The following is a 15,216-nucleotide window of genomic DNA, read 5'->3' as shown; positions in this document are numbered from 1 at the left end:
TAAATCAATACACTAAATGAATAATAACACTCTCAATGAACAAACTCCCCGTTTCAATAACATAATTTTTGTCGGGGGAATACATGGTGTTGGAAAAAGCACTTTGTGTAAACAGCTTTGTTTAGATTTTAATTTAGAATATTTATCTGCTAGCGAACTTATTAAGTGGTCAGAGATTAACTCTGATGCTAAAAATAAAAAAGTTAGAGATATTCCGTCAACTCAAAATCGATTAATAAATGGGCTAATTGAAAACGTTGAAGTCGATGGCAATTACATTTTAGATGGGCATTACTGTTTATTGAATGCCGAAGGCATTGCCTCAAATGTCCCTTTGTCATTATTTAGCGCTATAAATCCACGACTTTTTTGCCTAGTAACTGGAAATGTGACTGAAATACAAAAAGGCCTGGAGGAAAGAGATCAAAGGCCTTATGATGCTGATTTTTTATTGTCGATGCAAAATCAAGAAGTCGAATACGCCAGTTTTTTATCTAATGAACTGGGAAAAAACCTCATAGTTGGCAACAGAGACGGTTTGAAAAAATTCAAGGATGGAATAACCTCTTTAATGCGATAACTTATGAGAGTTCTTTTAGATACAAACATTATAATTCATCGTGAGGCTGCAAAAATTTATATCAATGATATAGGGATACTCTTTAATTGGCTCGACAAAATTAAAGCTATAAAATGTATTCACCCACTTACAGTAGAAGAACTTAATACCCATAAAGACAGGGATATAGTTAAAACTATTAATATTAAGATCGCTAACTATCATTTACTAAAGACTGTTGCGCCTTATGAAGACGATATAAAAAATGTTTGTGACAGTGTAGACAATAATGAAAATGATGTAAATGACTCTAAAATCTTAAATGAAGTATTTAAGGGCAGAGTCGATTGTTTAATATCTGAAGACAAGAAAATACATAAAAAGGCAAATCTTTTAGGGATTAGCGATAGAGTGTTTAAGATTAACTCTTTCTTGGAAAAAGTTACCGCAGAAAATCCAGAATTAGTGGATTACAAAGTGCTAGCGGTAAAAAGGCTTTATTTTGGAGAAACAGACATAAAAGATGCTTTTTTTGATAGCTTTAGAGGTGACTACCAAGGTTTCGATAAATGGTTTGCAAACAAGTCAGATGAACTAGCATACGTATGTTATCAAGATGATGTTTTAAGTGCATTTCTGTTTCTTAAAGTTGAAGGGGAAGATGAAAATTATTCAGATATGAATCCCGCTCTTCCCAAAAAGAAAAGATTAAAAATTGGAACTTTTAAAGTTACTGCAAATGGTTTTAAATTAGGCGAAAGGTTTTTAAAGATTGTTTTTGATAATGCGTTGGCACAGAAGGTCAGTGAAATTTACGTAACCATCTTTGACAAGCGAGAAGAACAGCGGCTGCTAATTAATCTTTTAGAAGACTGGGGGTTTGTATTTCATGGTGTGAAAGAAACTGTAAATGGTAGAGAGAATGTATATACTAGATCATTCGATAAGTCATTGCCAGCAAACATAAAAAATCCTAAGTTTACAACACCATTTCTCTCTAAGAAGTCTAATATTTTTATTGTTCCAATATACCCAGCGTATCATACAGAACTTTTCCCAGACTCTATACTGAAAACGGAATCACCAAAGGATTTTATCGAAAGTGAGCCTTATAGAAATGCACTTAGTAAAGTTTATATTTCTAGATCGCAAGAACGCAATTTGGTGTCAGGAGATATAATTGTTTTTTATAGAACTGGAATACCTGGAAATGCTATAAATACTGGAGTGGTAACAACTATTGGTATTGTTGAATCTGTTATTGATAACATTCCAGATGAAGAGACGTTTTTATTATTGTGTAGAAAACGAAGTGTTTTTACCGATGCGCAATTGAAAGAGCACTGGAATCATAACCCATTTAATAAACCTGTTCATTTAATTAGAAGACCTTTTATAGTAAACTTTATTTATGCTCATTCATTGCCGAAGCGGCCAAATTTAAGATGGCTAAATGAAGTAGGGGTTATTCCAGAGATTAATGATATGCCTAGAGGATTTCGTGCCATTAAAAGAGAAGATTTGATTAACATTGCAAAATATTCCTACAAAAAATGAAAGTATTACTATCAATTAAACCAGAATATGCCTTTAAAATTTTTGAAGGAACAAAGAAATTTGAATTTAGAAAAGTGATATTTAAAAAGCCGAATATTAAAACCGTTGTAGTTTACGCTTCATCTCCAGTACAACAAGTAATCGGCGAATTTGAAATAGATACAATACTGAGTTTTGATCCAGATAGCATCTGGAATTTAACAAAAAAATATTCTGGAATTACAAAGGATTTTTTTGACGAATATTTTGCAGATAGAGATATTGCTCATGCTATTAAAATTAAGAATACTATAAAGTACAGTGAGCCGTTAAGTATTAAAGATGCCTTTAACGCAGTTCCTCCACAGTCTTATATGTATATTTAATCAATGAGTTGCAATTACGACTATTGTATGTCAATGTATTCAGAGATTTACAGCGGGGCTTAATTGCTAAATAAATTAGTATATTTGCGTTTGTAACAAATATACTTTTTGAATTTGTGAATAACTTTTCTGAATCGATATTGTTTATTAAACTATCTTACAAGGGATTAATCTCACCAAAATGCAGCCAGAAGATAAACTTATTTACTTTGAATATATTATTAAGGGCTTAATTGATTGGTACACTGAATTAGGAGAAGAGGAGTCTGCCAATAACTTTAGTGTCCTTAAATCTTTAAAACTTCTTTTCTTTGTTTCAGCAGCAACTTCCGAACTTGAGAAAAAAAGTATTTTATTGGAGGAAGTTTTTGACGATTTTTATGCTATGCCGTATGGCCATGTTGAAAGTTCCGTTTATAAACAGATTAAACAAAGAAATGGAGAATTGAATGTTTATACGATTAGTAACAGTTGTGTAAAGGTTAAGCAAGACGCTGATTTTTCTATATTTGATAATTTAGACGAGAACATAAAAAAAGAAATAGATCTTTCACTAGATTATCTGAAGTCTCAAAATAAATTACTGGTCAAGTTTCCTCCTTTTGATTTAGTAAACTTAAGTCATGCGTGGTACTCTTGGCAAAAATATTATAAGATGGCGCAAAGGGCAGGTGTTTTAAGTAACCAGATCCCAGCAGAAGTTATCAAGTCAGAGGATAAGTTGTTCAAACTAAATCCATTCTAAATACATGGCTACTCCATCTGAAAAATTGCTCTCTTCTATTTCAGAAAATTTTCCTGAAGAATGGTATAAGAAATTCAATCTAGAAGAAGTCGTAGAAGAAACAAAAGAGGAAGATTACAATAGTTTTTTGGAACTTATCAAAATATCGAAGGAAAGTTTTTTTGATAATATTAATATCTCAATTCTAACAGGGGAATATGTTAGTGCCGATAATTTTCAAGAAATACTTAACGGTATAAAAGAGAGACTAGCCAATATACCGCAGCCATTGCCAGAAGCGGCTGAACTACAGGAAAAATTACAATCGGTTTTAAATCGAAATTACATTGAATGCCTTAAGGTTGCTATAAACATGTATTTAGATTTTACCGTTTGGGTGTCGGTTAAATTAAAATTATCTAGTGTAGACTATATAAGTCATAATAATGAGGAGCTGTCAGATGCGCTGGAAAATGAAGAATTCGATAAAGAATCTTACAAGTCGTTAGCTTTTGTCCAAGCTAATTTAATGATAAGCCGTATCGACCACTTTCAAACGCCTGACATTAGGGTTTACAGAGATTTATTAGGTTACTCTAGAGATTTGTTAAAACCTAAAAAACTGGGTGGTTATAAGTTTTCTCTTTTGCTAAAAGAAAAAAATGACTATTTATTATGTAAGTGGATTTTACGAAAGAAAGATATAAGCAGCTTTCCAATTCACCATATAAAAAACAATATTGAACAAGAATTAGATGTAAATGATCTGATTACAAATCCATTTAAGGAATGGATTGATATAATTAAGTCGCACTATCAATTTGACTCTGAATGGAAGCAAGGAAGTTATTCTGACTTTAATGAATTAAAAAACCGAAGCCTTGAAAGCCTTTCAATTCTTCAACTTCATAGATTAATAAAGTATTATAAAGATGTATCTAAAAACCTTAGTAACCTAAAGAAAATAAGACTAGAAATTGTTAGAAGGTGTGAAATATCTAAAGACTCTAGCAATGCTTATGATAAGTTTGTATACTCAATTTTAGTTAATTATGCATTAAACAATGAGCTGTCATTAGTTGAGGAGAATGGAGGGTATGAAAAACTTATAGAACATTACGATTTCATTATAGATGTCCAAGCAACAACGGGTATTAGAAATTTCTTTCCGCAGAATAAAGTAATTAGTTTTCTTGCAAAATCTTTGGAAAATAAATTTAGCGAAAAGAAAGTATTAAAGGACTTGACAGAATTGCGATCAATTATTTCTAAGTGCAAGGAGATAATGAAGGATTACAAGAGAAATATTAAATGGTCGGAGAGAAATTATAATTATGTTTTCCATCTTCCATTCAAAGAATGCCTAGTGAAGGCTGGCAACTCAGAAATTGATAAAATATTTCTAGCCTCATCTTTCGTGTTACCATTAAATAAGACTAATTATATCAATGAGTTTGATGAATTTAATGAAAGAATTGGCAACGTTGAAAGCTCCTTAAAAATTATAGAAAACGTAGAAGATGAATTAAGTTCTCTGAGTAAAATGAAAGAAGAGGTAATAACTTTGAAAAAAGAGTTGGTGGACAAGGAGATGAAGTCCATGGAAACCATCGCTATATTTACCACTATTGTGACTTTCGTATTAAGTTCAGTAGCGAACTTTCAATTTATAAAGAATGCATACCAAGCATCCTTATTTGTTGTTTGTTTGGCTGTTTCTTTAGGCTTTTTTGTATTCTTGATGTTGTTGATTCGTCAAGGCGATATTTATGAGAAATTAAGAACGTACATCTGGAAAATATTGATCTTACTTGGTGTTGGAACTTTCTTATGGACTTTACTTATTTTTTCAAAGGACATTAAGCTATTAGTCAAATCTTATTATATTAATAACCAGAAAATTGAAAACAAAATTTTTAAGCCTAATCTGCTTAAAAATGGGGATGTCGTTTCAAAAGACAAATAGTGTCTTAATCGTTGTCTGTTATTTTTTTTGTTTTATAAGTTTTTGTAATTCAGTTATTTATTTGAGTTTCACAAATCCCTCCCTCTCCGCAGTTAAGTTTTTGAGATTCCTCAAAAACTTTTTTTATGTCCTTACTTATTTGATGGTATATTAGATTAATGAAAGAAGACATCCCTACCATATCTCCTAAAAATCAACAAGAATGGCGGCAATGGCTAATAGAAAATCATGCTTCTGAAGAAGCAGTTTGGTTGTTGGCGTATAAAAAATCAGCAAATAAAGAGACCATTGCTTGGAGCGAAACGGTAGATGAAGCCCTTTGTTTTGGTTGGATAGATGGCATGCGCAAATCCATTGATGATGAAAGTTTTGTACAATTTCTTTGTAAACGCAAACCTAAGAGTGGCTGGTCTAAAATCAATAAAGAAAAAATAGAGCGCTTGATTGCTGATGGTTTAATGACCGAAGCGGGACTTAAAAGTATAGAAATAGCCAAGCAAAACGGCTCTTGGACTTTGTTAGATGAGGTTGAAGAGCTTACAATTTCTCCAGATTTGGAAGCTGCTTTTGCAAGAAATATTGGGTCAAAAGATTTTTTCCTAAGCCTTAGCAAATCGGTGAGGAAAATGATATTACAATGGATCGCCTTTGCTAAAAAAACAGAAACCCGCGAAAAAAGAATTACTGAAGTGGCTGAACTTGCTGCTAAAAAACAGAAACCAAAGCAATTTTAAGCGCTAAAAATAGCGCCAGCTTCTTCGTTTTGTATTATTATCAATACCTTAATTTACAAATGAATTAAGCATCCTATTTTAGTTTAATTATTTGTATTTCAAAATGAAGAAACAATTACTAACCATTGGTACTATTTTAACTTTTTTTACCTTGAAGGCTCAAAATGAACCACTAACCGAGCAAGATTATGCAAGGGCAGAACAATTTCTAGGCTATCACATCGAACCATTTGTAGATGAGGGTGCGGGTATGCCTTTCTGGGTTGGTACACAATTTTGGTATTTAAGTAAAACTGATAAAGGAAACCAATTCCTATTGGTAAATCCCGCAAAGAAAACCAAACAACCTCTTTTTAATCATCAACAATTGGCGGTAGAGTTAAGCAAGGCAACCAATAAAACACAGGAAGCTACCAAACTACCTTTTCAAACATTGGTCTATAGTACTCATGCGTTAACCGTTGCATTTTATGCAGAGGGGCAATCGTGGAGTTACGATATCAAGACGAATGCCCTAACAGAAAGCAAAACAAACAAAACTGAACCAGTAAGAGGTAGAATGATGAGCGGTACCATAGAAACTGTATCGCCAGACGGTAAAAAGGCTGTTTTTATTAAAGATTGGAATCTTTGGGTAAAAGACATCGTATCTAAAAAGGAGATGCAACTCACCTTTGATGGTGTGAAAGATTATGGTTATGCTACCGATAACGCAGGCTGGACAAATAGTGCAAGAGCGATTGTCAAATGGTCGGCAGATTCTAAAAAGATAGCCACTTACCAGCAAGACGAGCGTCATTTGAAAGATATGTACTTGGTGACGACCAATGTAGGTTCGCCAACTTTAAAAGCTTGGAAATATCCGTTGCCAGGGGACAAAGAGATTGCTAAACTTCGTAGAGTGGTTATTGATGTGGAAAATGCGAAGGTGGTGAGTTTGCAAATTCCTCTGGATGAGCACAGAAGTTCGTTAAGTGATGATATTAAAGACGGTGGTCAATTGGCTGATGTAGATTGGAACGCTGATGGAAGTGAGTTTGCATTTTTGTCAACGTCTCGTGACCACAAAGTTTCTAAACTGCAAATTGCCAATGCAACCACTGGTGCAGTTAGAGAGGTATTTACAGAAACCGTTAAAACACACTTCGAATCGGGAGTTAGATCTATTAATTGGCGGTATTTACCTAAAACTGATGAAATTTTGTGGTACTCTGAGCGTGATAATTGGGGGCATTTGTACTTGTATGATGCCAAAACAGGCAAGGTGAAAAATCAAATTACCAAAGGAAATTGGCTGGTGGGTAGATTATTGAAGGTTGATGAAAAAAACAGAACGCTTTATTTTACTGGATATGGTCGCGAGCAAGGAAATCCATACTTTTCTTACTTATATAAAATAGGCTTTGATGGAAAAGGTCTTGCGCTGTTAACACCAGATTTGTGTAACCACCAAGTGTCTTTTTCTCCAGACTTTAAATATATGGTGGATACATACTCACAACCAAATGTACCTAGCATTACAGTTTTAAGGGATATTAATGGGAAAAAGATCGAAGAGTTAGGCAGAACAGATATTTCTAGATTACAAGCTAAGGGCTGGAAAGCGCCAGATGTAGTTAAGCTTTTAGCGGCAGACGGTAAAACGGATATTTATGGCTTGGTTTTCACGCCAACTCAAATGAAAGCCGGAAAAAAATATCCAGTTGTGGATTATATTTATCCTGGGCCACAGGGTGGAAGTGTGGGGAATTGGTCATTTTCTGCGTTTAGGTCTGATCACCAAGCTTTGGCAGAACTAGGTTTCATCGTTGTGCTAATAGAGGGAACGAGCAACCCTATGCGATCAAAAAGTTACCATGACATGAACTATGGTAATATGGGCGAAAATACTTTGCCGGACCAAATAACCGCAATTAAACAGCTATCAGAGAAATATCCAATAGATATTGATAAGGTAGGAATTTGGGGGCATTCGGGTGGTGGCTTTGCGACCGCTGCAGCGTTGTTTCGTTATCCAGAGTTCTTTAAGGTAGGAGTATCTCAGGCTGGAAATCATGACAATAGAAACTATGAGGATGATTGGGGCGAACGCTATAATGGCCTGTTAGAAAACTCAGATTATGAAGCGCAAGCCAACCAAACTCATGCTAAAAACCTAAAGGGAAAACTCATGTTAGCCCACGGAATGATGGACAATAATGTGCCTCCTTATAATGTTTATCTAGTAATTGATGCGTTAAATAAAGCCAATAAGGATTATGATTTGGTACTTTTCCCGCATAGCTCGCACGGGTTTGGTGCTTATAATCCGTACATGATGCGTCGCCGTTGGGATTACTTTGTGAAACATTTAAAGGGTGTAGCAACTCCGAGAGAATATAATTTGAGAGGAGCAAACCAAGAGCAGAAGTAGGACATAAAATAATACGAAAGAATTTTATAAAACTTTCAGCTTATGAATTGAGCCTTTTTTGAAAGACCTCAAAAAAGGCTCATGAATTTGTTAATAACGATACTTAATGTTTTAGGTTCGATTAAGCCGTTGATGGCAATTCAATTGATATCGAATTGTAACGCTTTTATAAGTTACTTCTTGGGATTAGAGATGGACTACAAAGCATCTTACAACCACAGGTTTTAAAAATACTAATAGTGGTGGCTATTTGTTAATATTGAATTAAAAATAGTGTACTAGTTTTACTCAAATAAAATCACCAACAACATTATCATATACCTATGAGTGGGTTGTTTAGAGAAGACTTGTCAAAAGATAGAGCAATTTTCGATGATATTTATCATAAATATCATCAAGTTGTGTATGCTAATATTTTTAAGCTGGTAAAATCGGATACTGCGGCAGAAGATATCTTGCAAGATGTGTTCTTCTCCCTGTGGGAAAACCGCCAAAAAATAGACGATGAAAAGTCTCCCGCTGGATGGCTCTTTGTGGTTAGCTATAACAAATCACTTTCCTATTTAAAAAAGAAAGTAAAAGATGCCATTGATTTTGTAGAAAATTACGACAACTATGTTTCTATTGCTGATGATATTTTTACGGACAAAATTCTAGTAGAAGATCAGTTGAGAGTGTTGGAAGAAGCGGTAAATCAACTTTCTCCACAGAGGCAAAAAGTTTTTAAACTATGCAAACTTGAAGGGAAATCTCAGGAAGAAACTGCGAATATATTAGGGCTTTCTAAAGAATCTGTAAAATCTTATCTAAAAGAAGCGAAGAAAATTATAAAGGATTACGTTGCAACTAAAGATAGTTTAAGTAATGCAACTAAGCTTTCTTTGCTCTTCATCATGGCAAATATCTAGTTTCTCTAAAAAAATCAAATCAGCCATACCCCCTTTTCAATTTAGTAGAGTATTTATAGTAACCAAAATATAAATCTCATGAGTATGTCAACGCTTATAAGTCGTGGTCTTTTTCTTCGGCTATTCTCGGTCAGCGGTACGTTAGCGAAATCACGCTATACACTTTCTCTAAATTAACGATATGTTAACGGTTTAATAACATAAAGAAGCACCCCCTTTTTCAATCACTGTAGTATTAATAATTGTAAGTAAGCATGAGAAATTTAGTAGTCAAATTCTGGAAAGCACAACTAAACAAGGAGCAGTTACTAGGGCTTCACGATAGACTTGAAAAAGAAAGTCAAGTTTTGGAACAAGAGCTAAGGACAGAATATGAACAAATGTTAACTACAAAAGTTACAACAACTAAAATTGAAAGAGCGAGAGCTGAAATGATTTTAAAAAACCTGCATCACAAAATGGCTGTGGCTGTTCAAATGCCTGCCGTTTTTGAGAGAAGAAATTTCCAAATGTTAAAATGGGCAGCAAGTATTGCAGTAGTACTTTCTATTTCTGTAGCCATCTTCTATTCAAATAAAAAGGCGGACCATCAAAAAGACGAATCAGTAGCGCTCACAACCACTAAGAACAATTATTCCAACACAGCAAAGCATATCTTAAATATTTCTCTCCCCGACGGCTCAATTGTTATGCTATATCCGAAGAGTTCTTTTGATCACAATCCAGATTATGGGAATAGATATAGAAATATAAATCTAAAGGGTAAAGCCGAATTCATTGTTCAAAAAGATAAAGAGCATCCTTTTACAGTAAGTGCAAACAATGTGCATACTATTGCTTTAGGCACTATATTTACAGTTGATGCTTGGGAGCAAAACCTGGTTAATGTTCTCCTGAAAAGTGGCAAAGTGGTAGTGCGATCACAAGATCTAAAAGGTAATAACTTAAAAGATACTTATTTGCTGCCTGGCGAAGGTTTAACGGTTAATAGAAGCTCAGGAATCATTACTAAGCGTAAAAATGCGATGGGGCTCGTTAAGCCAATAAAAACAGGGTATCCATCAGATGCTACCATGGCTTTTAATCAAACTAGCCTAACAAACGTATTTAGCACACTTTCCAAAAACTATAACAAACAAATTGAATTCGATGCGAAAGAAATAGACAGCATGTTATTTACCGGTACTTTTAAACGTTCAGAAGATTTATTAAATATTCTGTCTGTGGTGTGCGAAATGAACAATCTAACTTTTATGGAAAACAAATCTAAAATCACTATTCAAAAAAAATAATCAGAATGACATATCAATATTTATAGTAGTTGCGATAAAGCGACAAGTTACCCTTATGCCTAAAATTTTAAAAAAACAAAACAATTTATTTATGAAACATCAATACCCATCTATTATTAAGAATTGGGTCATCTGCTTACTAATCCTGTTTAGTAGTAGTGTTATGGCCCAACAGAGCAACCTTCAGATTAGTGGTACAGTGACCGACAAAAAAGGTAAATTTCTTTCGGGCGTTACTGTAGTTGCTACATCTGAAGAAGATAGCAAGCCAATTACGACAGTCTCAGATGAAAAGGGCTTTTTTAATTTAAAGAATTTGAAAAATGGCACTAAGTATAATTTGATTTTTTCTTACGTAGGGTACAAAAAATATATCCATAATAACATCTTAGCGAAATCTGGAGAGAGTAATTCTATCCTCATTAGACTAGAAGACGAAAATGAGCAATTAAACGAAGTGCTGGTAGTGGGCTATGGTACTCAAAATAAGAAAGACATTACTACGTCCATAGCTTCATTAAAAGAAGCCGATATCAATAACTTTCCAAGTGTAGGTTTAGATAAAGCCATGACAGGAAAAATGGCAGGTGTACAGGTGCTAGAGCAAAGCGGTGCGCCAGGAAGTGGAATTGCTATTAAAGTACGTGGAACTAGTACAATTACTGCAGGTAGCAGCCCTTTGTATGTTATAGATGGAATACCGATGTCCGACCAAGACGATAATGGAACAGGTAAAAGGGTAAACTCATTAAACGACCTTAACCTCAATGACGTGGCTTCTATCGAAGTATTAAAGGATGCATCTGCTGCGGCAATCTATGGTTCGAGGGGATCTAATGGTGTGGTAATGATCACTACCAAAAGAGGGAATAAAGGTAAAGCAGTTTTTAGCTATAACGGGTTTGCTGGATTTCAAGAGGTGAGCAAAAAAATTGAAATGCTAGATGCCTATGGTTTTGCCAAATTGGTTTATGATGCTAGAAATAATACTTATCTAGATTTATTGGCCGATCAGAATAAAACTGGAAGTGTTCTTGATGGAAATGATGTTAGGAGAAGTAAAATTGGTAATAACACTGCGGCTTTTATACCAACAGATCTATTGCCTTATCTTAATGGTGAAGAAGGGCTGGTAAACACAGATTGGCAAGATCAGGTACTTAGGCAAGCACCTATCCAAAGCCATTCGATGTCTCTAAGAGGAGGTTCTGAAAATATTAAATATTACGTGTCAGGTAATTTTGCAGACCAAAGAGGAACTGTAATTGGAAGCGGATTTAAGAAATATAATGGAAGGGTGAATTTAGATGGAACCTACGATAGGTTTAAATTCGGGACTTCCATAAACATTACCAATTCAATTTACAATTGGGTGCCAACAGAAGGTAGATTCAACGATGAAAATATTGTATCAACTGCCTTGGCGATGTCACCAACGATGCCGGTTTATAATGCCGATGGCTCTTATAATTTCGATCAGTACAGCTGGGGCTATTCAAGAGCACAGGCTATCAATCCTGTAGCATTGGCTAACTTAAAAAGTGACAAGATGAATGAGATTAGATTGGTAGGTAATGTATTTGCTGAGCTAAAATTGGCAGAAGGACTTCATTTAAAGTCTTCATTTGGTGCAAATATCAAAGATTGGCAAAGAAGTTTATTTAGGCCATCTACTTTACCAAGCGATGTTACGAGAACAGTGCCATCAATACCTACTGGAACCTCTAGAACCAAACGAAACACAAACTGGGTTTCTGAAAATACCGTTACTTATAAGAAAAACATAGATGGCCACTCATTTAATCTATTAGGTGGTTTTACAGCACAAGCAGAGCACTCTGCAACCAATTTGATTTCAGGAACAGGCTATCAGAATGACTTGGTACAAACCTTAAATTATGCTACTACGATTACCGATTGGAGTTCTATCGTTCAAGAGTGGTCTCTGTTATCTGGTTTAGCTCGTTTGCAATATAACTACAAAGGGAAGTATCTTTTTTCTGCAGCGCTTAGGGCCGATGGATCTTCTCGTTTTGGAACAAACACTCGGTGGGGCTATTTCCCATCAGCATCTGTTGGCTGGAACATAGATCAGGAAAGCTTCTTCACTAAACAAAAAGCCGTCAGTTCATTAAAAATAAGAGGCAGTTACGGTGTAACTGGAAATTTCGGTATTGGCAATTATGGTCATCTTTCCCTAATCGGTAGAGACAATTATATTTTCGGAACTGGAAACGGAATTCTCGCTCCAGGTTATGTGCCAACTACTGCTGGTAACAAAGATTTGAAATGGGAAACAAATGCAATGTTTAACCTTGGTGCTGATATAGGCTTTTTCAATGATAAGCTTACACTACAGGTTGACGCCTACAACAGCAATACTTCTAATCTTCTTTTGGAGCTACCTGTTCCTGCAACTTCTGGTTTTAATACCGCGTTAAGAAATGTTGGAAAAGTAAATAATAAAGGATTAGAATTTACCTTAAACACCAACCACGATTTAGGAAAATTACGCATGAACCATAGTGCTAATATTTCTTTCAACAGAAATAAGGTTGTAGACTTGGGCGGGCTTCCAGAAATAATTTCAAGTAGTGATAACGTTATCTTCTTTGTAACAAGAGTTGGTCAGCCGATAGCTTCTTATTATACCCTCGAAACCAATGGTATTTATCGTAGTTGGGACGACGTAAATAACTCTCTACCTAAAGTGCCAGGAGCAAGGCCTGGTGATTACAAGTTTAATGATATGGATGGGAACAACGTAATTGATGGTAACGACAAAGCTGTTACTGGAAATTATCAACCCCAATTTACCTATGGCTATTCTGTTAACCTTACCCATGGTATGTTCGATTTTGGAGCTAGCCTTCAAGGTATTTATGGCAATAAGGTTGCCAATATCTACAAAAGATACATCAACAACATGGAAGGAAATACCAATAATATGGCAGATGCAATTAATAGATGGCAATCTGAAGTGGATTATGGAGATGGAAAAACCATACGTGCGAATCGTACGGCAAAAGGCTTAAATGGGCAGATATCTACCGCACATATAGAGGATGGATCATACCTAAGAATCAGAAGCATTACCTTGGGTGCAACTCTTCCTAAAGAATTATTGAAAAGCATCAGCGTTAGCAAACTTCGTGTATACGTTGCCTTACAAAATCCATTTACGTTCACTAAATATAGTGGATACAATCCTGAAGTAAGTAGTCGAGATAATCCTTTAACGCCAGGTGTAGACTATGGTACCTATCCAATTGCCAAATCTTTTAATATCGGTTTCAACCTTGATTTTTAATCCTATGAAAAAATACTCGAAAATTAAGCTTTTAATATGCTTTTTGCTGATGATCAGCTTATGCTCTTGCAAGAAATTTTTAGATATCGTACCTCAATCTGACCCTACCTCTGCCTCATTTTACAAAACCTCAGATGATATCAAAAATGCCTTAAGTGGTTGTTATGCAAGTTTGCAAAGCGGAAGCCAATACCGTGGTCACTTTATTACCATGATGGAAACGCGTTCCGATAATATTTCGGATAACAACTCTGGCGGCAATGCTGGTCGAGATTACAATGTTGACCGTTTTTTAGCGAATTCGGACAACATTGTATTCTTAGAATCTTGGAGAAGCATTTATAACACAATCTACCGTTGCAATGCTGCGCTTTCGAAAATAGATGTGGTTGCTAATAGTGCACTAAAGTCACAATACGAAAGTGAACTTCGATTTATAAGGGCCCTAAACTATTTTAATGCAGTTAGGTTTTGGGGAGATATTCCGCTTGTTCTTTCTCCCATTTCTCCAGAAGAATCTTACAAAGTGATTAGAAATAACAAGAGTGAGGTTTATAAAGCTATCGAGGATGATCTAAAGGTTGCTGCCGAAAATCTGCCTGCTACTTTTACAGGTGATAATTTAGGGAGAGCGACAAGAGGTGCAGCAAAAAGTCTTTTGGGTAAAGTTTATTTAACACAACAAAAATATGCTTTAGCCTCTACCGTATTAAAAGAGGTAATAGATAGTAAAACTTATATTCTTCTAGATAACGTATCTAGTGTATTTGCTACAGATAACAAAATGAACAACGAAATCATTTTTGCAGTACGATTTAATAAATCTGTAGTTGGTGAAGGACGTGCTATACCTACCTATTTTGATGGACCGGTTCTGGATGCTGCGCTTCTAAGTGGCTATGCTGCAACGGATACTCGTAGAGATTTACTAAATACCCTATCATCTAATACGCGAAACCCAGTAAAAAAATACTACGACACCTTTGATCTAAATACGAATAATGTAGGTAATGACTTTCCAATTTTGCGATATGCAGATGTGTTGCTAATGTATGCTGAAGCTCTTAATGAGCAAAATTATGAAGCTAATGGCAGTGCTATGGAAGCTTTGAATCTAATTCGTTTTAGAGCCAATACCTCTCTTTTTACCGGAGCATTATTAGCCGATAAGGTGTCTTTTAGAGATGCTGTTTATCAAGAACGCAGATTGGAGCTTCCTTTAGAATGGAGCAGATGGTTTGACCTTATCAGGACTAATACTGCTATCGAGGCAATGAAGAAGGTAGGCTTAACCATTCAAAACTGGCAGTTTTTGTATCCAATTCCTTTAACTGAGGTACAGATTATGAACAATGCACAAAGTTTCCCTCAAAATCCAAACTACTGAT

Annotated in this window: 11 protein-coding genes; all 11 read left to right on the top strand. The window is 35.1% G+C overall.

The window, feature by feature from the left end:
* Positions 1-16: 16 nt before the first annotated feature.
* Positions 17-580, top strand: coding sequence for an ATP-binding protein (locus tag CRO54_RS16990; protein ID WP_097133283.1), 564 nt, complete (start codon positions 17-19; stop codon positions 578-580).
* A gap of 3 nt (positions 581-583) precedes the next feature.
* The gene (locus CRO54_RS16985) at positions 584-2,116 is read left to right on the top strand and encodes a PIN domain-containing protein (RefSeq protein WP_097133282.1); all 1,533 of its coding nucleotides are present in this window, start codon (positions 584-586) and stop codon (positions 2,114-2,116) included.
* Positions 2,113-2,481: an ASCH domain-containing protein gene (locus tag CRO54_RS16980; protein WP_097133281.1), complete on the top strand. Its 369-nt coding sequence runs from the start codon at positions 2,113-2,115 to the stop codon at positions 2,479-2,481. Before CRO54_RS16985 ends, CRO54_RS16980 begins: the two co-directional genes overlap by 4 nt.
* 181 nt (positions 2,482-2,662) lie before the next feature.
* The gene (locus CRO54_RS16975) at positions 2,663-3,226 is read left to right on the top strand and encodes a Panacea domain-containing protein (protein WP_097133280.1); all 564 of its coding nucleotides are present in this window, start codon (positions 2,663-2,665) and stop codon (positions 3,224-3,226) included.
* 4 nt (positions 3,227-3,230) lie between these two features.
* A complete protein-coding gene (locus CRO54_RS16970; RefSeq protein ID WP_097133279.1) occupies positions 3,231-5,171 on the top strand; it encodes a hypothetical protein in 1,941 nt (646 codons plus the stop codon).
* Between the two features lie 158 nt (positions 5,172-5,329).
* On the top strand, positions 5,330-5,905 hold the full coding sequence (locus tag CRO54_RS16965; RefSeq protein ID WP_097133278.1) for a YdeI/OmpD-associated family protein: 576 nt from the start codon (positions 5,330-5,332) through the stop codon (positions 5,903-5,905).
* A 103-nt stretch (positions 5,906-6,008) separates the two neighbouring features.
* Complete coding sequence (locus CRO54_RS16960) at positions 6,009-8,318, top strand: S9 family peptidase (protein ID WP_097133277.1); 2,310 nt, start codon at positions 6,009-6,011, stop codon at positions 8,316-8,318.
* Between the two features lie 323 nt (positions 8,319-8,641).
* On the top strand, positions 8,642-9,226 hold the full coding sequence (locus CRO54_RS16955; RefSeq protein ID WP_097133276.1) for an RNA polymerase sigma factor: 585 nt from the start codon (positions 8,642-8,644) through the stop codon (positions 9,224-9,226).
* Between the two features lie 254 nt (positions 9,227-9,480).
* On the top strand, positions 9,481-10,518 hold the full coding sequence (locus CRO54_RS16950; protein WP_097133275.1) for a FecR family protein: 1,038 nt from the start codon (positions 9,481-9,483) through the stop codon (positions 10,516-10,518).
* Between the two features lie 91 nt (positions 10,519-10,609).
* Positions 10,610-13,828 (top strand): SusC/RagA family TonB-linked outer membrane protein, encoded by a 3,219-nt coding sequence (locus tag CRO54_RS16945; protein ID WP_171047957.1) that lies wholly within the window; start codon positions 10,610-10,612, stop codon positions 13,826-13,828.
* A gap of 4 nt (positions 13,829-13,832) precedes the next feature.
* Entirely contained in the window at positions 13,833-15,215 is a 1,383-nt protein-coding gene (locus tag CRO54_RS16940; protein WP_205944025.1) for a RagB/SusD family nutrient uptake outer membrane protein, read from the top strand.
* Position 15,216: the final 1 nt, after the last annotated feature.

The sequence above is a fragment of the Pedobacter xixiisoli genome, from assembly GCF_900215335.1.
Classification (GTDB): domain Bacteria; phylum Bacteroidota; class Bacteroidia; order Sphingobacteriales; family Sphingobacteriaceae; genus Pedobacter; species Pedobacter xixiisoli.
Note: the sequence above shows the minus strand (reverse complement) of the source record. Positions and strands in the feature narration are given on the sequence as shown.

Excerpts from the sequence above, each read along its gene's own strand:
- CRO54_RS16990 (WP_097133283.1), top strand. The coding sequence starts at position 17 with ATGAATAATAACACTCTCAATGAACAAACTCCCCGTTTCAATAACATA.
- CRO54_RS16985 (WP_097133282.1), top strand. The coding sequence starts at position 584 with ATGAGAGTTCTTTTAGATACAAACATTATAATTCATCGTGAGGCTGCA.
- CRO54_RS16980 (WP_097133281.1), top strand. The coding sequence starts at position 2,113 with ATGAAAGTATTACTATCAATTAAACCAGAATATGCCTTTAAAATTTTT.
- CRO54_RS16975 (WP_097133280.1), top strand. The coding sequence starts at position 2,663 with ATGCAGCCAGAAGATAAACTTATTTACTTTGAATATATTATTAAGGGC.
- CRO54_RS16970 (WP_097133279.1), top strand. The coding sequence starts at position 3,231 with ATGGCTACTCCATCTGAAAAATTGCTCTCTTCTATTTCAGAAAATTTT.
- CRO54_RS16965 (WP_097133278.1), top strand. The coding sequence starts at position 5,330 with ATGAAAGAAGACATCCCTACCATATCTCCTAAAAATCAACAAGAATGG.
- CRO54_RS16960 (WP_097133277.1), top strand. The coding sequence starts at position 6,009 with ATGAAGAAACAATTACTAACCATTGGTACTATTTTAACTTTTTTTACC.
- CRO54_RS16955 (WP_097133276.1), top strand. The coding sequence starts at position 8,642 with ATGAGTGGGTTGTTTAGAGAAGACTTGTCAAAAGATAGAGCAATTTTC.
- CRO54_RS16950 (WP_097133275.1), top strand. The coding sequence starts at position 9,481 with ATGAGAAATTTAGTAGTCAAATTCTGGAAAGCACAACTAAACAAGGAG.
- CRO54_RS16945 (WP_171047957.1), top strand. The coding sequence starts at position 10,610 with ATGAAACATCAATACCCATCTATTATTAAGAATTGGGTCATCTGCTTA.
- CRO54_RS16940 (WP_205944025.1), top strand. The coding sequence starts at position 13,833 with ATGAAAAAATACTCGAAAATTAAGCTTTTAATATGCTTTTTGCTGATG.